Genomic DNA, 18565 nt, shown 5'->3' with positions numbered 1-18565 from the left:
CCTACGGCTGCGGCCACAGCGGCGTCTGCATGCCGAGGTCGACTACCGACACCCACTCCGCTGACGGGATCGCCCGCTCGACGACGAACCACTCGTCCGGACGCTCGCCGAAATGGGTCGCGGTCAGCACATGGACGGTCTGTGCCGGCAGTCGTGTGCCGGCCCATGCGTGCCACCGCTGCGCCTCCGGGGCGGGGACCTCCACGGTGATCCGCACCGTGCAGTCGCGGAAGTGCCCGGGGAGCGATACGGGGCTGGGATCGGAAGTGAGGTGCACCGTCCGCGCCAGTTCCGGCATGTCGTCAGGACCGGTCGGCCAGGTGGCTTTGATCTCTGCGTCTGCCAGGATCAGCGGCCACAGTTCCGGCCGCGTGAAGTGGAAAAGCAGCATGCCGGAACCTTACTGTCTCCGCGCCGAGCCGTGCGTTTCCGGGATGTGACGTGGGCCGGCCTCGATCCCGGCATGGCGCGGGGCGCCGGCCGGAGCGATCCGGGGGGCCTGAGCGTCGGTTCAGATCGCGGCCATGACACGGGCCGCGGCCTTGTCGCTGGCGTGGCCTTCGAGCGCGGCCCATTCGGCGACGTCCAGGGGCCACCGCTTGTCCTTGTACGCGATGACGACGTGCCGGCCGTCCCGTCGCACGGTGTGCTGGGGATCGCCCGGCTCGGTACCGGCGGCCACGACTGCCGCTGCCGCGGCCGGGGTGCGGCACTTCAGGCGGGTCTTCGGCATGGTCAGCGCTCCTGTTCGCCGGTCGAGGGTCCCTGCTGTCCGAGCAGCTTAACCGTACGAAAGATCATCTTCTTCCGTGTGTACGCATTCGGTGCAAACCGCGCCCCATCCACTCCCGCGTCGCCCTCCGTCCTCGGCCGCCCGCCGGTCGCGGTTGTCGCCCAATGTCAGGGCGACGCCTGCGACCAGGGTGCCGATCCCGGTGAGCATGACGCCGCGGGGCGGCGCCGAGCGCAGCACGAGGGTGGCCGCGGCGGCCGGGCCGCGAGCACGAACAGGGCCGGCCCGCCGTAGACCGCCGAAGCGGAGTGGGTCAGGGTCCGCACAAGGGCCGGGCCCAGGGAGGCGTGGAAGCCCGCCAATGCCCACACCGCGATCAGCACCGGAGCGGCGTTCCGCACCGCCCGGCGCACGGTCCTGGGCAGCTTTACGTCGGGTGCCAACGTGCGGAGCGCCCCCGCTGCGGGGGGCAGCGTCCCGCGGATCAGCCCGCCGCTCCCCCAGTGGCGCCGCCTCGCCCGCATCACCACGCACACACCCGCCGACCGGCCGCCACCGCCGCGGACACCACCGTCGGCACCGCTACGGCGACGGCCCGCCGAGCCCGTTCCCGGCCGACTCGGCCACGGCCGGGAACGGGGCACCGAAGCGCGCCAGGCAGTGCCAGACCTTCTTGAGCGCCTGCGCGTCGTGACGACCCGTACGGGCGGCCTCGCCGATGATCCGAGGGTCGAGCCATCCGCCGACCGCGATCTCGGCGCCCAGGTCGACGTACTCCTGACCGCGGTAGTCGGGGCGCCGCAGCAGATCGTCGACCGTCAGGCGGAAGCCCGGATGCCACTCGACCGGGCAGGGCAGCCGCCGCGCCGCCTCCTCCACGCACGTGGCTCGGTAGCTGGGGTCCAGGACCAGTGCTTCGACGTCCCGGTCGAATCTGACGGGCCCGTGCACCTGGGCCTCGATGTGTCCGTCCAGAGCGTCGAGGCCGTCGGCCTCGGCCAGGCCGATGAGGTCGAAGCAGGACGCCACACCGAACGCCGAGGGGTCCGCCGAGCTGTCCGGGTAGCAGAAGGTGGTGCGCTCCAGGGTGTCGGCGGTGAGCCTGAAGTACGAGGAGCCGAACCTCGGCGCCCCGCCGACGAGCGCATTGCGGAAGTCCAGCGCGCCGTAGACCGGGCGCTCGTGAGCGGCGGCGGGGTCGTATGCGCCGCCGAAGATGCGGCTCTCCCAACGCCACCGGTCTCCACCCGGGTGAGCGGTCAGACCGCCGTTGCTGGTTCCCGTGACGAACTGCGAGACGTATACGCCGTCTTCCGCCATCCGGAGAAGCAGGAGCCGATCCCCCGCCAGGCGGTCGGGGTGGAAGTTCATCGTGAGCCGCAGCCCGGGGGTGAGTGGACCACCGGACGACAGAGCGGCCACGTGCTGGAGTGCGGCGAGCTGGGGCGACTCGGACGTGCGGGGAACCATCCACGCAGTATGCGCGAGCGTCATCGGTCATGACACCCGAATTCGGCGCCGGGCCGCCCCGTTGTCCGGGGCCGGGGAACGGCCCTCGGACGCGCCGTCAGCGGTGTGCGTGGACCACACGCCGGCGTGGCCCCAGGCGCTGTCCGAGCTCTCGTACGAACGCTTCTTCCCGCAGCGGGGCGCCACGACCGCGCCTGTGGCGAGCAGCCAGTCCCGCACCGCCACAGCGCGGTTCGGCGCATCGGCCGCCGGCAGGGAGACCTCCACCAGCGTCACGTCGTGATCACTCATCCGAGATCGTATCCACCGCCGTTCTCGCCCGACGCCCCGTCACGACTGGGTCGCCGACTCAAAGCCCACAGTCTCGCGGGCTTCGCGGTTCCACGCCGTCCCAGCCGGGCATATCTCCACATATGCACGTGAATCAAGGACTTCGACTGGTTTTGCCGCCCAGTGCGCATCGCCACTGCGGCGGCTGTCACTGGGTGGAGTGGGCGCGTGGGCATAGTTGAAGTGATCTTGTTCGCCGCGGTCCTCTCGCTTGCGGGGACGGGGTGGCGACTCCACCGGTATCCCGGCGGCTGGCGCTTCGCGTTCTCCGGCAGCCACGACAACGACAGGGAAGACCTGAACCGCGCGCGGCGCACCGCCCGCGAGCTGCAGGACGGGGCCAGACGGGAACTGGCAGCGGCACAGGGACAGGTGGCCCGCGCCGATCGTTCCCACCGGAGGCGTGTGAGCGAAGCGAAGCGGCGGCTCAGGCGGTTGCGCCGGTCCGGCAACGGCGCCTTCGCCTCGGCACTGGGAAATGTATCCCTGCATCAGCACGCGATAGTGATATCCAGGCCGCAGCGGAAGGTTCTGCCGCTGGGCGGCATGGAGGTGAAGTTCGAGCACAGCTCGGTGGGCAACCTCATCTACCTCAGGCTGCCGAACGCGGTGCATCTGGAGTCCTACGCGGTCGGAAAGCACAGCGAGGACAGCGTGCGCCGCTTCAGTGTCCGGATCGAGAACGCGGTCGCCAAAGAGAACCGGTATCTCACAGAGCTCACCGCGTCGATCAAGAAGGCCGAGGACGAGCTGACGGCGGCGCAAGCCGACACCCGCCCAGCACGGGAAGCCCGGCTGCGTCTGGGTGTGGTGACCGCTCGCCAGAGCCGCAACCGGGCACTCGACGAAGCACTCGCCAGGCTCGAGGCCGCCCGGGACCGATGGCAGGCCCTCACCGGACGGCGCCCTCCGTGCTAGGACCGGTCGCCGGCCCTCGCACCCGCGTCGGCAGTGCCGCAAGGAGGCACTGGCAGGCCTTCGCCGAAGCCGAAGGCCGGAAGCCGTGCGCCCTCCCGTGCCGGAGCCTGACCCGGATCCGGTCGGCGGACCCGAGGACCGTGCCGGCGATGCCCCCGTCCCGCGGGCGGTCGGCCTGGACGCGGGAGCCTTCGGAGCACGACAATGCGCCGGTGACTGATCGTCTCGGCTTCCTGCTGTCGGCTTCGGCCGCCGTGGTCTGCGTCCTGCTGCTCACCGGCGGCGTCGGGGCCTACCTGTCCGGCGCCTCCATCTGGTGGACCGCCTGGGCGGCCATGCTGCAGGTCGCCACCGTCTGGCAGGTCGCACGCCGATTCCGCCGCCTTCGCGCGACGCGTGGCGACGCCGGCTGACCGGCCACCGCACGCCGGCCCCCGGGACGGCAGGTCGGTATCCGTGACCGCCGCATCGCGCTTCGAGCCCACCCACGGACCCGCACCGGCTCGCCTTCACCGTGAGAGCCATCGCCGGCAGCGGCCTCACTCTCCGTCGCGACCGGCACACCGGCCGGAACAGCCCCGATACCGCCGGCTGAATTGGCGCCGCCGGAATGGGGCCATCGCACCGAGAAGGCGTACTCGCAGTGAGGACCCTTGGCCTTTACGTGACGAACTCAAGCCGATGACGAGCCCGTCACCGTTATTGGGCCACGTCGAGCCGGGACACAAGGAAACAAAGATATGGAGCTTTCAAGCAGAATGGACGATCTGGATATGATGGCAAAATGGAGAAGGGCAAGAGCGACCCTTGGCTGACCGGTGACGAGCAGCGCGCCTGGCGCACCTACCTGGAGGTCGGCACTCGGCTGATCTACCAACTCGGGCGGGATCTCGAGCCGTTCGGTCTGACCATCAACGACTACGAGATCCTGGTCAATCTCTCGGAGTCGCCCGAGCACCGCATGCGGATGAGCGACCTGGCCCGCGCCACCCTGCAGTCCAAGAGCCGGCTGTCGCACCAGATCAGCCGCATGGAGACGGCGGGCCTGGTCCGCCGCGAGAACTGCGAGTCCGACCGGCGCGGGCTGTACGCCGTCCTCACCGAGGAGGGCTGGCAGACCATGCGCAACGTCGCCCCGCACCACGTCGCGGCCGTCCGGGAACACTTCATCGACCTGCTCCCCGCCGAGGAACTCGCGGCTCTCCGCAAGGCCCTCACCCCGGTCGTCGAGCACCTGCGCGCGGTGCGCGGACCGGCCTGAATTCATTGCTCCCGCGGAATCCCCGGTGCTCGGCTCGGGGTGTGGCGGTCGCTCACGCGGGTGGCGTTTTGGACGGAAACCCGAGGGCAGGCGTTCGAATGAGGGGGGTTCCCGGTAGCGCAAGGGAGTCGACCCCAATGTCAACAGGGACACTTCTGGCGATCATCATTCCCGTGGTGGTGGTTCTCGCCCTGATCGCGGTAGCCGCCACCCTCTTCACACGTCACCGGCGGCTGAAGGAGCAGTTCGGCCCGGAATACGACCGAACCGTGGAAGGCACCGGCAGCCGCAGGGAAGCCGAGCGGGATCTCACCGCGCGTGCCAAGCGTCACGACTCCCTGGACATCAAGCCGCTGCAGAGCGGCGTCCGCGACCGCTACGCGCGGGACTGGACCAGTGTCCAGGAGGAGTTCGTCGACCGACCGGAGGACGCCGTCCACGACGCCGACAGCCTGGTGGCCTCCCTGATGCGTGAACGCGGCTACCCGACCGAGGATTTCGACCAGCAGGTCAAGGACCTGTCGGTGGAGCACGGCCGCACGTTGGAGCACTACCGCGCCGCCCACGAGGTCAACGACCTCAGCACCCGGCACCAGGCAACGACCGAGCAGCTGCGCGGCGCGATGGTCCACTACCGCGCCCTGTTCGACGAACTGCTCACCGACGGCGGCGGGCGACACCACGCCCGGGCCTGACAGGGTCCGCACCGGCACAGCACATCGAAAGGCGGAACAGACATGGAACGCGAGCGTGCCTCCCGTACGAGCGGCCTGGCCACCGAAGACCTCGCCGAGACCCGCGCACCCTCCGGCCCCCCGCAGGACCAACCGGACACAGCGTCCAGGGCACCCGCCTACCCCGGTGAAAGCACCACACGGACCGGCGAACCGCCCCCGGATGAAGCGGCCGGCGCCCCTGCACAGGACACCGCCGCGGATGAGGCCCCGCAACTCCTGCGCTCGCAGGACGAGGAGAACTTCCGCGCCCGTTGGCAGAAGATCCAGAGCGAGTTCGTCGACGACCCGCGCGATGCCGTGCACGCCGCCGACGAACTGGTGGCCGACGTCATGCAAAAGCTGGCAGCGACGTTCGCCGACCACAAACAGGATCTGGAGGGCCAGTGGACCCGTGGCGAACAGGTGAACACCGAGGAGCTGCGCACCGCGCTCCGGCGCTACCGGTCCTTCTTCAACCGCCTGCTCACCACCTGAGTCCCAGCAGTGGGGCGCTGCCCGCCGCGGCCGGCTACGGCTCGCATCTCGGCATCGCTCCACTCCGGGCACCCCAACCGCGCGGAATCGGACCTAGAAGTCCTCCAGTCCTGTTCCCCGGCGCTTTTCGTGCGGTGGCATCTTCAACTGCTCGGGACTTCCCGAATCCTCGTCCTCCGAGGCCGCATCCGTTCCCGGGGTGTCCCTTTCCTCAGGGTCGCGATCCGGCTGCCCGCGGTGCTCCTTCTCCGGCTGTCCCATGGCCGCCTCCTCGTTCCCAAGCCAGTGGCGTCGGCTGCTCAATATCCGGACTCGAACAATAGGCACGCCTCCTACGCATCTGATGATAGGCGTGAAATTTTCGGGCGTGAGTACCTCCGCGATATCTCCGTACGCCGCGAGGCAATGACCAATGGACGGTTCGCGAACGCGCCACAAAGGCCCCCAGGCCGGCCCGGAGAATGGGACGTGAATTGCCGCGCGTGTGTGATTCATGGGACACATGGGACCCAGAGTGAACGGTCACCCCGACACCACCCGGAGGTACACGCGGGGCATCGGGAGGCCGGAGCAGCCCGGCCCATAGGGGCGACGCGATTCCGCCCCGGACCCCGGTCCAGGCGCCGTCAGGCTCCGCGCGCCTTCCTCATCAACGGTCACCGGCCTCTCGCAGGAGGAACCGTCCTGCAAGAGGCCGCTGCCGGCACGGCTGACGCGAAGATGGCACGAAACAGATCCCAGGAGGTCGTTCCGTCAAACCCGTTCGTCGTTGGGCCCGTTGTTGCGCCGACGTCGCATGGGTCGGGCGAAGCGGCTGGAATTCCGGTCGCGCGCGGGTGTGCTTCTTCGGGCGCAAATCGTGCAAATACCACGTGTCATGCTCCTCCGCGGCGCTCTGCCGCACCCGGCCGGTTTCATGAAATGGCTGCAGTCGCCGGCTCGTGAACCCCTGACGGCCCGATGCCATGAAGCCGTCTCTCGCAGCCCTGAGCCTTTGCCTTGACGGGCCCGCATCTGCGGTTTCCACGCCGGAACTCCGGTTGGCGAACGCTATCGCCCTCCGCCCGCGGGTGCCCCGGTACACGCCTGCCGCTGCCGGCGGCGTCACCTGAGCGGCCCAATGCAGACGGTGAAGGGCAGACGGCCCGAATCCAGCTTCCCGCCGGGCAGACGTACGCATGCCGTCTCTCCGCGCGCGATCGCCGACGCCGACTCGCCGGGCGATCTTCATGCGCCTCACTCAGGCTTGTGCCGATACCCGCCCCACCGGGCGTACCCACCGCAGGAAGGGCGACCTCATCGGCCGCCGACGGCACCCCACGAGGGAGTACGGCATGACAGTGACGACGGATGCGCTCATTCCGGCACTGGAGGATGTGCGGAACGCACACACCGCGATAGTCGACCGGTTCAGGGCCGACATGGCCGTCACGCCCGCCGGCCCTCACCGGCAAACGCTGGAACGTCATGCCGCGGAGACGCAGGGCCACGTCACCCGCATCAACGACCACATCCGTGGCATTCGCCCGTCCCGCCTGCTGCGGGACGCCGGAGACATGGTCCAGTCAGCCTCAACGGACGTTGTTCGCGCCGCCATGCTTCACGTGAGCATCGGGGCTCGGGTGGTGCGGGGCATCCTGCCCGGACAACCTCAGGTCAGCGAGCACCAGTTGCTGAAGAACACCGCGGAGGAGTACACCGCCGCCGCGCGGGCACTGGCGCTCTGCAGGGCCGGGGAGAGCGTCGCCAGCCTCGCCCAGGACGATCGGGCCACCGCGATGCTGTCCGTGCTGCGCCGCCAGGACGAGCAACTGCTCCACGCATTGGAGTCCTGCGTCGAAGAGCAGGCGCTGGCGTTCGCCGCCGGCGCGGCCGCCGACGAGGAGTCCCTCGCCTACGGTGGCCTCACCCATGCCGCCCGCGCCATGCGCAGCGTCGTCGACCGGGTGCGCCACGCCGCCTCGGCCGGCGGACGACACACGGCCCACTCCGCTGCCGACACAGCGCGCGGAGTGCCGCCCGTGACGCGAATGACCGAGAAGGTGTAGGCCGCGGTCCCCGGTGAGGACGGGATCCCACTCCCCGATCGCGGTCGGCTCCTCGGTCCGGCAGAGCAGCCGGACGGACATCGGCGAGCCGGTCGGCAAATCCTCGCCTGCGTTCCTCGCCGGGGAGGGGCCGCACACCCGCGACTGCCCTCTGTGTCCCTCGGGCCGCCGACGACCTCATCGACCGGAACCCCCACGACCTGCTGCACCGGAACAGCCACGGTCACCCGCTTCCCCGCGATCGCTGCCGGATGCTGCAGGCCCTGCTCACGGGCGGCACGAGCCACGACACGCTCGGGTGGTCCGACCGCGCAGACGGCACACTGCTCGGGCTGTCGTCCCTGATCACGCCCTACGACACGCGCCCGGGAGCGCCGGGGCCCTGGTCGTGCTCCAGCGGTGCCGGCACCCGAAGACCGTGCACAGTGGTGAGGCCGCCGCCGTCACACCGCGGCTCACGGAACGGCATCGCCTGACCTTGCTCGCGGGCACGACCACCCAGCGCACCTCGGCCTCGTGTGAACGAGGCGCTGCGGCGGCCGGCCGCGCTGACGCCCCTGCCGGCGGACTCGGCAGTCGCCGGCCTGCTCACCCGCCGACCCTGATCGTCACCGGCCAGGGGTTGCGTGGGGACGGAACGACGCCCTTGTCGCTGAAACCGTCGCTACAGGCACGGCCCCTGTCCGGGGGGCCGCTCCCCGTGCCCGGCACGGGCGTGGACCACCGCAGCGATCCGCACGACTCAGCCAGCCAATCCGGGGTAGATACGTTGCAAAAGTCCGAAATGAGTGGAGATGGATTTCCGTGTCCTATACTCGACCGAGCATCGAACAGCACCCGGACCTCCTGGCGCTGCGCGCCGAATACGAGCGGACGACTGCAACCAACCGGGGGCAGGCGATCGAGGCCATGGGCCTGGTGACGGGCACCTACCTGGCCGCCTCCCCATGGATCGTGGGCTTCAACGGTCTCTCGACGATAGCGGTCGGCAACCTGATAGCAGGTGTCGCGTACGCCATGCTGATGGGCGGCGTGGGGCGGGCCTTCGAGCGAACGCATTCCATGGCGTGGGCGGCGGCCGTCCTCGGCCTGTGGACGATCATTTCACCCTGGTGCATCGCAGGAGACGTCAGCACGACGCGCACCATCGCCAACAACGTGGTGGTCGGCGTCGTCGCGCTCCTGCTCGCACTGGCGGCGGCATCGATGCGACCGGGCACGAGCGGTGGGACACCCCCGGACGTGGCGCGCTCCACCGGGGGCCCACGCATCTGACCGACGCCCTACTGGAACTCTCGGCAAGGTGACACCGCTCTCAGTGCGCCCAGTCCATTGCGCAGAACGGTCGGCGCGGGCCATCGCGGCCGAATCGAGGGGCGTCGAACACGCCACAGTCCCGGTCCCGTTGCGGACCGGCAACAGGACCGGGTCAGTACGCACGGGGGTGGGCGCCGGCGTCGTCGAACACCGCGCCGCGGAGGCGTTGGTGCCGGGCGGTCTGCTGTGAGACAGCATCGCCCTGTGGCCCTGGCCGGACGCCACCTCGCGCCGTGAAGCCGCTCCCGATGAGCCCCTGACACAACGCCGTCCACCGGGACGTCTCGTCAAAGTTTCCTCAGCGCCGGAAGCAGTGTCGTCTCGGCCCAGTCCAGGTAGTCCATCTGGGTGTCGCCGCCGACCTGGACGAGGGCGACCTCGGTGAATCCCGCCGTCACATACGGGAGGACCGCCTCCACGAAGGCCGCCGGATCATCCCCGCAGGGAATGGAGCCCGCGACGTCCTCCGGGCGGACGTAGGTACTGGCAGAGGCGAGAGACGGCGGGCCCGGTAGCTCCGCGTTGACCTTCCAACCGCCCCCGAACCAACGGAACTGCTCGTACGCCCGGTGTATCGCGGCCTCGCGATCCTGGTCGTAACACACCGGTACCTGGCCGACCCTCGGCTTGCCCGCGCCCCCGTGCTCGTCGAAGGCGGCCACCAGCTCCGCGTCCGGCTCGACCGCGATCATCAGGTCGCCGAGCCGGCCCGCCAGTTCGCAGGACTGCTCCCCGGACACCGCCACCCCGATGGGCGGCGGACGGTCCGGCAGGTCCCACAGCTTCGCCGACTCGACGTCGAAGTGCTCGCCACGGCGGTTGACGTAACCCCCGCCGAACAGTGCCCGGATGATCTCCACGGCCTCGGCGAGCATGTCCTGACGGATGTCAGCCGAAGGCCATCCGCCACCGACCACGTGCTCGTTCAGGTTTTCGCCGGAGCCCAGCCCCAGCCGGAAACGGCCCTCGGACAGCAGTTGCACCGTCGCCGCCTTCTGCGCGACGACAGCCGGGTGGTAGCGGACAGTCGGGCAGGTCACGTACGTCATCAGCGGGATGCGCGAGGTGGCCTGCGCGGCCGCGCCCAGCACGCTCCACGCGTACGGCGCGTGCCCCTGTTCCTCGAGCCACGGGAAGTAGTGGTCGGACGTCACGGAGAAGTCAAAGCCGGCCTTCTCGGCCCGGACGACATGGGTCACCAAGTCCTGGGGGCCGGCCTGCTCGGTCATCATCGTGTACCCGAATTGCGTCATATCGGGCAGCTGCCCGGTCGTCTCCGAGGGAAACGGCGCCGCCGTCGGAGCGCATGGCGATCGCGGCACCCGAACAACACGGTCAGACGGTCGGCCGGCCTCATCTCACTCGTGACCGCGGTCCACAGCGGCATCGTCCGTACGGGTCATCAGCCTCCCCCGATCGGACCGACGCGGGTCCTACCTCCGCAACAGTGCCTTGCCGGGCGGTACAGAACAAGGCGGACAGCCCCGCCGACCACCTGTGGGAGAGACGCGATGCCCGCTGACGGCAGTGCCTCCGGACGCCGTGAGACCGAGGAGGAACGCGCGGACCGCAAGTGGGCCGACCTCATCCAGGAGGTGCGTGTCGCCCAGACCGGGGTACAGATCCTGTTCGGCTTCCTGCTGACGGTGGTGTTCACCCCGCGCTACGCGCAACTGCAGCACACCGACAAGGTGATCTACATCGTCACCGTGGTGCTGGGGGCCGCGGCCACCGGCGCCCTCATCGGGCCGGTGTCCTTCCACCGTCTGGTGTCGGGGCTGCGGATCAAGCCCCAGACCGTACGCTGGGCATCCCGCCTGACCTTCGTCGGTCTGCTGTTGCTGCTGGCCACCATGGTGGCGGCACTTCTCCTGGTGCTGCGTGTGGCCACAAACAACCCCTGCGTTCCGTACCTGGTCGGCGGAATCCTGGCCTGGTACCTGCTGTGCTGGTTCGCCGTGCCCTACTGGGCACGGCTTCGCTTTGCGGGCCACCGGCGCAGGTGACCCCCCTCTCCAACGGCACCACCAAGGACGTCCACGCATGCGTGACAGCAAGGCCACCGCTCTCGTGGTGATCGACATGATCAACACCTATGAACACCAGGACGCCGAGCTGCTGCTCCCCTCGGTTCGTGAGGCGCTGCCCGGCGTGCGGCGGTTGATCGCGCGGGCACGCGACACCGGTATGGACGTCATCTACGTCAACGACAACTTCGGCCGCTGGCGCTCTCACCACGACGAGATCCTGGACATCGCCCTCGCCGGCCCGCACGCCGATCTGGTGGAACCGGTCAAACCGGACGCCGACTCGCTGTTCGTCGTCAAAGCCCGGCACTCGATCTTCTTCCAGACCCCGCTGGAATACCTGCTGGACGAGCAGAACATCGGCCATCTCGTACTGTGCGGCCAGGTCACCGAGCAATGCGTGCTGTACTCGGCTCTCGACGCGCACATCCGCCACGTGCCGACGACCGTCGCGAGCGACGCCGTCGCCCACATCCATCGCGACCTGGCCGATGCCGGGCTGCGCATGATGGAGCGCAACATGGGCACCCGCCTCTGCCTCGCCGACGAGGTGATGGAGCGGGACTAGAGAGGACCACATCGCACCGTGATGGATGTGGGGGCGCGCATCAGTCGCGGTCGCCCTTCCGATCGCGGCGGGTGAGGGCCCGTTGTGCACCGCTGAGCAGCCTGCTCGGGGAGCGGAAACGCAGGGCGGCGCGAGCGGCGTTGGCGCCGGGTGCGCCATGGACACCGCCTCCGGGGTGGGCACCGGCGGACGCCAGGAAGAGCCCGGCGATGGGTGTCTCGGGACGGCCGGTGCCGGGGAGCGGGCGGAAGACCAGTTGCTGGTGCATCGCGGCGGTGCCGCCGTTGATCGCGCCGCCTCGGAGGTTGGCGTCGTTCGCCTCCAGGGCCGGCGGAGCCAGGATGCGGCGGGCCTGGACCAGTGAGCGGAAGCCGGGTGCGTACCGCTCGACCTGTGCCTCCACACGGTCGGCCATTCGCTCCTGATCGGTGCGATGCCACGCCTCGGTGATGCCCGCGTCCCCGGCGTCCCCCCGGATGCGATGCGGAACGTGGGTGTACGCCCATGCCGACTCCGACCCGGACGGCGAACGGGAGCCGTCGGCGGTGGTCATCTGGCCGAACAGCAGGAACGGCCGGTCGGGCACCTGCCCCATGGAGATCTGTGCCGCGAACCGGGTCAGTCCGTCGATGCCCTCGGCGAGGTGTACGGTGCCCGCTTGGGCGGCCGCGGGCGTGGCCCACGGCGCCGGACCGCTCAGGGCCCAGTCGACCTTGAAGGTGGCGAAGTCCCACTGGAAGCGACGGAGGTCGTCCAGAACGCGGTGGGGAAGGTCCCTGGCGTCGATGAGTTCTCCGTACAGGGCAGGCACGGAGACATCGGCCAGCACGGCGCGGTCGGCGGGCACCGTGCGGCCGTCCGCCGTGCGCACGCCGACGGCCCGGCCGGAGCGCACGCGAATCGACGTGACCCTGGCACCGCACGTCAGGATCCCGCCGTTCCGCCGCAATCGGCTGACCAGGGCGGTGGTGAGGGAGCGGGCACCGCCGACGGGCACGGGGAAGCCGTAGGTCTGCCCCAGCATGGCCATCAGCCAGCCGAAGCCCCCGCTGCCGGCGGCCTCGGGGGCGAGATCCGCGTGGAGGGCGTTTCCGGCCAGCAACAGCGCGCCCAGTTCGCCGCGGAACTCCTCCTCTCCCAGGCGACGAACGGGAAGCACCAGGGTGCGTGCCAGACGCAGCCCTCCCGATGTACGAAGCCGTGAGGCAAGCCGCAGCCCTGCCCGTACGGGTGGGAAGGGGGTGAACAGCGCATCCAGGATGCCGTCGCCGACGCGGTCCCAGGCCGCGCACAGCCGTAGCCAGGCGGCGCCGTCCCCGGCTGCCTCCCCCTCCAGGACCGCGGCGGTGTCCCCGGCGCGCCGATGCAGCACCGCGCAGCGTCCGTCGAGCAGCGGGTGGGCGACCACGGCCGGCGCGTGGCTCCATCGCAGGCCCTCGCGGTACAGATCGAGGCCGCGTATGACCGGGGAGGCAGCGGCCAGGGGATAGAAGGAGCTGAACAGGTCGTGGACGAAGTCCGCGTGAACACCGCGATCCGAACGGACTCCGCCGCCGGGCTCGCCCTGGGCCTCCAGTACCTCGACGCTCCATCCGGCGTCGGCCAGCAGATTCGCGGCGACAAGTCCGTTGGGACCTGCACCGATCACCACCGCGTCCGGCATGTGGTCGCCTCCCGTCCTCGGCTTCGCTCAGCCGTCCCGCCCGCGGTGTCGTCCAAGCTGTTCCACGGTTCTCGCCAGCCGTCCGAGCATGCTGCGGTGGCGCAGCTGCAGCAGGGCGTCCAGTGCCGCGTTGTGCAGCGATCCGCCGGGACCGCGCAATGGGTGTTCGTCGACGATCACCAGGGTGTCCTCGCCCCAGGGCCGCAGCTCGATGGCGATCCGCGCGGATCCGAGCCATCCGCTGAACGCCTCGAGTTCCAGTTGCTGCGGCGGTCGGCAGATCCGCACCACGGTTTCCCCGGTCAGGTTCATCGGGCCGATGCTCACGGTGTACACGATGCTGGAGCCGACCTGCGGCCAGTCGCCGTCACCATGCCTGGATGTGGAGGGCCCGACGACCCAGTCGCCATAGCCGCTGCCGTCCGCGAGAACGGCCCACACCTCCTCGGGAGTACCTCCGACCAGCCGGTGCCGCACCGCCATGCGCTCCTCCAGACCCACCCGGTTGCCGTCGCTGGTCGCTCCGGACGCCTGGTCTCCTGCCCTCGGTTACGGTCGTTATGACAGCTTTGGCCATCTTGTCGCGAATGTCGGGTGGTGCTCATGGCCGGTACTTCCCCGCTGAAGGACCACACCGCCGTGGTGACCGGGGCCGCCCGCGGGATCGGGCGGGGCGTGGCACGGGCGCTGGCGGCCCGAGGAGCACGCGTCGCCCTGCTCGGACTGGAGCAGGAGGAGCTCGAGGCCGCGGCGGCGGACCTACCCGGTGCCGCCCTGGCGTGGTGCGTCGACGTCACGGACGAGGCCGCCCTGCGCGACGCCGCGGACCGCGTGACGCGTGGCCTGGGCCCGGCGTCCGTGGTGGTGTCCAACGCGGGCGTCGCCGGAGGAGCGCCTTTCGTCGACTCCGACATGGGGACCTGGCGCAGGATCGTGGAGGTCAACCTCGTCGGCAGCGCCCTGACCGCCCACGCCTTCCTTCCGGCACTGATCACCACCTGCGGCTACTACCTGCAGATCTCCTCACTCGCGGCGATGGGCGCCGCTCCCTTGATGTCGGGCTATTGCGCCTCCAAGGCCGGTGTCGAGTCCTTCGCCCACTCGTTGCGCGCTGAGGTGGCACACCGAGGTGTCGACGTGGGTGTCGCCTACCTGAGCTGGACGGACACCGAGATGATCCGCGACGCACAGCGCCACGCGACTCTGCGCGAACTGCGGGCCCTCATGCCCTGGCCGGCGAGCCGCACCTATTCCGTCGAAGCCACCGCGGAACGCCTGGCCCGGGGCATCGAACGCCGCGCGCCGGCGGTCTACGCGCAGCCCTGGCTTCGCGGCGTCCAAGCGGTCAGAGTCCTCCTGCCCGGCCTCGTCACCTGGCGGGCCCGGCGCGCGCTGGGGGCTCTGGAACAGCGCCCCGACATCACCGACACCGGCCTCCTCGGCGCCGGCGGCCGCGCCGACGCGATCGGCGGGTGCGGTGTCAGTGGCGGTCCCCGGTCGCGGGGGTGAAGCGGCACCCGAGGCCAGGCTCTGCCGGAGGTTCGGCCCGGGCCCGGGCCGGGCGCCGCCTGGGATGCCCATGCAACCGGCCTCCTGGAGCGGCGCGTTGACCCGCAGGTGAGGGATGACCGCGTTCCATGCGAATGGAACGGATGCAATGGGCCGTCCCCCATGAGTACCTCGTCGGCACCATGCCGCTCACCGTGGGCATTCACGTTCTGCCGATTCGGGCGCGTGACCCGGGCAGGACCGGGAAGCCGCGAGGAAGTACACCGACGCAACCCCACACTCTGGAAAGAGGTGCGTGATGGGACACGGTGGCAACATCATCTCGGAGCTGACAGCGGACCACCGGGAGGTGGAGGAGTTCTTCGCCCGCCTGAGGGGACTCCCGGCGGGCGACAAGGAGCGCAGGAACGTGGTGGACGAGGTCACCATCGAACTGGTCCGGCATTCGGTGGCCGAGGAGATGTACCTCTACCCCGCCGTGCGCGAGCACATCGCAGGTGGAGCCGCGCTGACCAACAAGGAGATCGAGGACCACGCCGAGGTCGAGCGCGTCCTCAAGGACCTGGAGAACCTGGAGGTGGACGATCCCGAGTTCGACGTCCGGGTCCAGAAGCTGATCACGGACGTCACGGAACACGTGCGGGAGGAAGAACTCGAGCTGTTCCCGGCGCTTGCGCAGGTCTGCACTCCCGAACAACTCAACGGCCTCGGCGACAGTGTCCGCCGCGCCAAGAAGGTCGCGCCGACGCGCCCCCACCCCTCCGCGCCGGACACCCCTCCCGGCAACAAGCTGCTGGCCCCCGGGGCGGGGCTCGTGGATCGTGTCCGCGACTTCGTCACCGGCCGCGGCCGGTCCTGAAGACCTGTTCTCCGCCTCTCCCCGTTCGGGGAACCACAGCGTCCGGCGCGTGGTGCCCGAGGGTGGCAGCACGCGCCGGACGTCTTCTCTCCCGCGACGAGCCTCGCGGCCTCGTGACGGGGATGGCTCCGCCGTCATCGCGATCAGCCCGGCGCCCTCGGTCGTGCCCCCCTTCGGTGGGGTGCCCCCCGCTGCGCGAGACATCGGTTCCGGCTGTGGGCCGTGCTTCCCGCGCCGCCCGAACAGCCGGGCCGCCGCACGGAACGCCAGGATCACGACGGTTGCGACCGCGTTTCCTGCACGCGAGGGACGCGAATTCTGACATCGGTTCGCCTTCCCGAGGTCCGTCCCCAAAACTGGTGCAACGCTCCGGACGGCGTCATGCGAGTGCGTCCGCGACCACGCGCAGATCCGCGACCAGCCCCGCGTACATCGCCTCACGGTTCTCTCCGGCGCGCAGCACGGCGGAGGGGTGAACGGTGGCGAGGACGTGCGCTCCGTCGATCGGCACGCCCGGCATCTGGAGTTTCCCCCGCTGCCGGGTCACCCGGAACTCCGGCCCCATCAGGGCCTTGGCCGCGGTCGCGCCGAGCGCGACCACGATCCGCGGGGCCACCCGTTCCAGCTCCGCCTCCAGCCACGGTTTGCAGGCCGCGACCTCACGAAGCGTGGGCTGCTTGTGGATGCGCCGCTTCCCTCGCTCGGGGACGGTGAACTTGAAGTGCTTGACGGCGTTGGTCACATAGACCTCGTCCGGATCGAGCCCGGCCTCCTCCAGCGCTCTGTGCAGCACCTTTCCGGCCGGCCCGACGAAAGGCCGCCCCTGCCGGTCCTCCTGGTCACCGGGCTGCTCCCCCACCAGCACGAGGCGCGCCGACGGCTCCCCCCGGCCGAAGACGGTCTGCGTGGCATCCGCGTACAGCGGGCACCCCCGGCAGTCGGCCGCCGCCCGGCTCAGGGCCTCGAGGTCGGCACGGTCCGGGACATAGGGCGTGGCGTCGTATTCCGCCATGTCGTCGCGCCTACCCGGGCTCGCCGATACAAAGCGCCCGACGGGGCACCCGAGGTCCATGACGAAGCAGGGGCACAACGGGACGGTCGTGGTGACCGGGGCGAGTGGCGGTGTCGGCAGGGCCGCGGCCCGCGCCTTCGCGGCCCGGGGTGACCGGGTCGCGTTGCCGGCCCGGGAACGCACGGGACTGGCTGCCGCGGCCGCGGCGGCCGTCGCGCGCGGCCTCCGGCGTGGCAGCTGACCGTACACCCCGACGCCGGGGGGCGCGGTTGTCTACCAGTAGTGCCGTCGACCGCCCACACCGTGCCCCACGGCGCCCAGCACCCAGAGCACGAGGCCGATGACCACCAGGATGATCCCGATGGTCCACAGAATCGAGAACCCGGCAAGGAAGCCGATGATCAGCAGGATGATGCCGAGGATGACCATGATGCCCTCCGTTGGTCGGCCTTGAACCCCCGCATGCTGTGCACGCGTGCGCTGACACGCGACGGCGGACGCGGCCGTTTCAGGGCCTGCTGCGCCCGGTGAGCCCCGATCAGCCGTCCCCCAGAGCACGTTGCAGCTCTTCCTTGTTCATGTGGGAACGGCCGTCGATGTTGCGGCGCTTGGCCTCCGCGTACAGCTGGTCACGGGTCGGGCCCTGAGATCCCTTGTGCGAACGCTGACCGCCGCGCTTCCCGGAGGAGATGTCCTCGGTCGAGCTCCGGCTTGCGGTCTTGGACTCACCCGCACGGGCTCGCTCCTTGTTGACCGTGCGGGCCGCGATCTCCTCGGCCCTCTTCTCGCTCTCGCCCCGGTCCTGCACGCTCTCCTTGATGTGCTCGTACTGCCGCTCACGCTTGCGGTTCGATCCTGCGGGCATGCGATTCACCCCATTTGCTCCTGTTGGTCTCTGGAGGAACGGCTACCCCGAACCGTCGAATCATCACCGGTTTCACTCCAGCGGCCTCGCGGCGGGAGCTGTCACAGTCATGGCCGTGGAGCTCGCGATCCACCGTCGGCGGCAGCCCACCCCGGCCGACCGGACGCCCCTCGTGCGGCACACCGTGGACGCGCATACGGCGGGCAAGAACACCGCGTCCCGCGTGAGCTCGTCGCGAACCTCTCCGCGGGCCCCGGGCGCGCCGTCCATCGCGGTGCCGCCGCGGTCAGCGCAGGCCGGCGCTGGCCGCTTCCCGGCGTACGGTCTCCACCGTGTCGATCTGCTCCCGCGCGCGGGCCAGGAGGTTCTGCAGCCGCGCCTCGTCGAGTTCCTTCGACGGGGGGAGTGACAGGAGCGTCTGCCACAGCAGGCTCTTGCCCTCGATACCCAGTCGCAGCATTTCGAGTTCGATGACCGTGCTCAGTCCGGAGCGACGCGTGACCCGTCCGTTGAGCTTGACCAGGCGCGCCTTCTCGGCGAGCCATCCTGCGTACACCTTGTGGCGCCGTGCGGGTACGTCGAGTGCGGCCATCAGGTCGAGGAGGGTCTGACGGTCCTCCGCGATCTCGTCCGCCACACGGGCCAGTTCGCCACCGTGGGGCGAGGAGCGGTGGTGATCGGCAAGGTGGCGTGAGATCAACTGCCCGGTGGTGGAACCCGCCAGATGATCGTTCATGTAGATCCCGAGAGCTTCCTGACTCATGGCGGCTCCTT

Annotated in this window: 23 protein-coding genes; 12 read left to right on the top strand and 11 right to left on the bottom strand. The window is 70.1% G+C overall.

The genetic code is table 11. The annotated features are described in order from the left end of the window. Position 1 precedes the first annotated feature (1 nt). From ACWDAS_RS35185 to ACWDAS_RS35170, 4 genes are all read right to left on the bottom strand, one after another. Complete coding sequence (locus ACWDAS_RS35185) at positions 2-391, bottom strand: hypothetical protein (protein WP_450398951.1); 390 nt, start codon at positions 389-391, stop codon at positions 2-4. A 120-nt stretch (positions 392-511) separates the two neighbouring features. Beyond that, positions 512-733, bottom strand: coding sequence for a hypothetical protein (locus ACWDAS_RS35180; RefSeq protein ID WP_450398949.1), 222 nt, complete (start codon positions 731-733; stop codon positions 512-514). Between the two features lie 582 nt (positions 734-1315). Next, on the bottom strand, positions 1316-2203 hold the full coding sequence (locus tag ACWDAS_RS35175) for a DUF3626 domain-containing protein (protein ID WP_450398948.1): 888 nt from the start codon (positions 2201-2203) through the stop codon (positions 1316-1318). Between the two features lie 27 nt (positions 2204-2230). Further along, positions 2231-2494 carry a hypothetical protein gene (locus ACWDAS_RS35170; protein WP_450398946.1) on the bottom strand — a complete coding sequence of 88 codons (264 nt, stop codon included), beginning with the start codon at positions 2492-2494 and terminating at the stop codon, positions 2231-2233. 207 nt (positions 2495-2701) lie between these two features. On the opposite strand from ACWDAS_RS35170, the gene ACWDAS_RS35165 reads away from it, so the two are divergent. The 7 genes from ACWDAS_RS35165 (at position 2702) to ACWDAS_RS35135 (ending at position 9246) form a co-directional block, all read left to right on the top strand. Further along, on the top strand, positions 2702-3451 hold the full coding sequence (locus ACWDAS_RS35165; RefSeq protein WP_450398944.1) for a hypothetical protein: 750 nt from the start codon (positions 2702-2704) through the stop codon (positions 3449-3451). A 212-nt stretch (positions 3452-3663) separates the two neighbouring features. Then, on the top strand, positions 3664-3864 hold the full coding sequence (locus ACWDAS_RS35160; protein ID WP_450398943.1) for a hypothetical protein: 201 nt from the start codon (positions 3664-3666) through the stop codon (positions 3862-3864). A gap of 371 nt (positions 3865-4235) precedes the next feature. Further along, positions 4236-4712 (top strand): MarR family winged helix-turn-helix transcriptional regulator, encoded by a 477-nt coding sequence (locus ACWDAS_RS35155; protein ID WP_450398942.1) that lies wholly within the window; start codon positions 4236-4238, stop codon positions 4710-4712. A gap of 137 nt (positions 4713-4849) precedes the next feature. Then, positions 4850-5407 carry a hypothetical protein gene (locus ACWDAS_RS35150; protein WP_450398940.1) on the top strand — a complete coding sequence of 186 codons (558 nt, stop codon included), beginning with the start codon at positions 4850-4852 and terminating at the stop codon, positions 5405-5407. 42 nt (positions 5408-5449) lie between these two features. Further along, entirely contained in the window at positions 5450-5923 is a 474-nt protein-coding gene (locus tag ACWDAS_RS35145) for a hypothetical protein (protein ID WP_450398939.1), read from the top strand. Between the two features lie 1334 nt (positions 5924-7257). After that, on the top strand, positions 7258-7971 hold the full coding sequence (locus tag ACWDAS_RS35140; protein ID WP_450398938.1) for a hypothetical protein: 714 nt from the start codon (positions 7258-7260) through the stop codon (positions 7969-7971). An 804-nt stretch (positions 7972-8775) separates the two neighbouring features. Then, positions 8776-9246 (top strand): SPW repeat protein, encoded by a 471-nt coding sequence (locus ACWDAS_RS35135; protein WP_450398936.1) that lies wholly within the window; start codon positions 8776-8778, stop codon positions 9244-9246. Positions 9247-9575: 329 nt separating this feature from the next. On the opposite strand, the gene ACWDAS_RS35130 is transcribed toward ACWDAS_RS35135, so the two are convergent. Further along, on the bottom strand, positions 9576-10541 hold the full coding sequence (locus ACWDAS_RS35130) for an LLM class F420-dependent oxidoreductase (protein WP_450398934.1): 966 nt from the start codon (positions 10539-10541) through the stop codon (positions 9576-9578). A 258-nt stretch (positions 10542-10799) separates the two neighbouring features. On the opposite strand from ACWDAS_RS35130, the gene ACWDAS_RS35125 reads away from it, so the two are divergent. Further along, positions 10800-11294 (top strand): DUF6328 family protein, encoded by a 495-nt coding sequence (locus ACWDAS_RS35125; RefSeq protein ID WP_450398932.1) that lies wholly within the window; start codon positions 10800-10802, stop codon positions 11292-11294. Between the two features lie 37 nt (positions 11295-11331). Further along, on the top strand, positions 11332-11883 hold the full coding sequence (locus tag ACWDAS_RS35120) for a cysteine hydrolase family protein (protein ID WP_450398931.1): 552 nt from the start codon (positions 11332-11334) through the stop codon (positions 11881-11883). A 40-nt stretch (positions 11884-11923) separates the two neighbouring features. Here the strand turns inward: ACWDAS_RS35120 and ACWDAS_RS35115 are convergent, their stop codons facing one another. Together ACWDAS_RS35115 and ACWDAS_RS35110 are read right to left on the bottom strand one after the other, a co-directional pair. Further along, positions 11924-13546: a phytoene desaturase family protein gene (locus ACWDAS_RS35115; RefSeq protein WP_450398929.1), complete on the bottom strand. Its 1623-nt coding sequence runs from the start codon at positions 13544-13546 to the stop codon at positions 11924-11926. Between the two features lie 27 nt (positions 13547-13573). Next, the gene (locus ACWDAS_RS35110; protein WP_450398928.1) at positions 13574-14029 is read right to left on the bottom strand and encodes an SRPBCC family protein; all 456 of its coding nucleotides are present in this window, start codon (positions 14027-14029) and stop codon (positions 13574-13576) included. A 120-nt stretch (positions 14030-14149) separates the two neighbouring features. Here ACWDAS_RS35110 and ACWDAS_RS35105 point away from each other — a divergent pair, with 120 nt between their 5' ends. Both ACWDAS_RS35105 and ACWDAS_RS35100 read left to right on the top strand, forming a co-directional pair. Further along, complete coding sequence (locus ACWDAS_RS35105; RefSeq protein ID WP_450398926.1) at positions 14150-15055, top strand: short-chain dehydrogenase/reductase; 906 nt, start codon at positions 14150-14152, stop codon at positions 15053-15055. A 298-nt stretch (positions 15056-15353) separates the two neighbouring features. Continuing rightward, positions 15354-15914 (top strand): hemerythrin domain-containing protein, encoded by a 561-nt coding sequence (locus tag ACWDAS_RS35100; RefSeq protein ID WP_450398925.1) that lies wholly within the window; start codon positions 15354-15356, stop codon positions 15912-15914. Positions 15915-16293: 379 nt separating this feature from the next. On the opposite strand, the gene ACWDAS_RS35095 is transcribed toward ACWDAS_RS35100, so the two are convergent. Then, positions 16294-16926 carry a UdgX family uracil-DNA binding protein gene (locus ACWDAS_RS35095; RefSeq protein ID WP_450398923.1) on the bottom strand — a complete coding sequence of 211 codons (633 nt, stop codon included), beginning with the start codon at positions 16924-16926 and terminating at the stop codon, positions 16294-16296. 58 nt (positions 16927-16984) lie between these two features. Here ACWDAS_RS35095 and ACWDAS_RS35090 point away from each other — a divergent pair, with 58 nt between their 5' ends. Next, positions 16985-17167, top strand: a complete 183-nt coding sequence (locus tag ACWDAS_RS35090) for an SDR family NAD(P)-dependent oxidoreductase (protein ID WP_450398921.1) — start codon at positions 16985-16987, stop codon at positions 17165-17167. Positions 17168-17199: 32 nt separating this feature from the next. Here the strand turns inward: ACWDAS_RS35090 and ACWDAS_RS35085 are convergent, their stop codons facing one another. The 3 genes from ACWDAS_RS35085 to ACWDAS_RS35075 all read right to left on the bottom strand — a co-directional run bounded on the left by ACWDAS_RS35085 (position 17200) and on the right by ACWDAS_RS35075 (position 18554). Next, positions 17200-17355, bottom strand: coding sequence for a DUF6131 family protein (locus ACWDAS_RS35085; RefSeq protein WP_450398919.1), 156 nt, complete (start codon positions 17353-17355; stop codon positions 17200-17202). A 109-nt stretch (positions 17356-17464) separates the two neighbouring features. After that, on the bottom strand, positions 17465-17791 hold the full coding sequence (locus ACWDAS_RS35080; protein ID WP_450398918.1) for a plasmid stabilization protein: 327 nt from the start codon (positions 17789-17791) through the stop codon (positions 17465-17467). Positions 17792-18077: 286 nt separating this feature from the next. After that, the gene (locus tag ACWDAS_RS35075; RefSeq protein ID WP_450398916.1) at positions 18078-18554 is read right to left on the bottom strand and encodes a hypothetical protein; all 477 of its coding nucleotides are present in this window, start codon (positions 18552-18554) and stop codon (positions 18078-18080) included. Positions 18555-18565 lie beyond the last annotated feature (11 nt).

This window comes from Streptomyces sp. NPDC001070, from assembly GCF_053598835.1.
The sequence above is the reverse complement of the archived record's forward strand: the minus strand, read 5'-3'. Positions and strand labels throughout refer to the sequence as shown.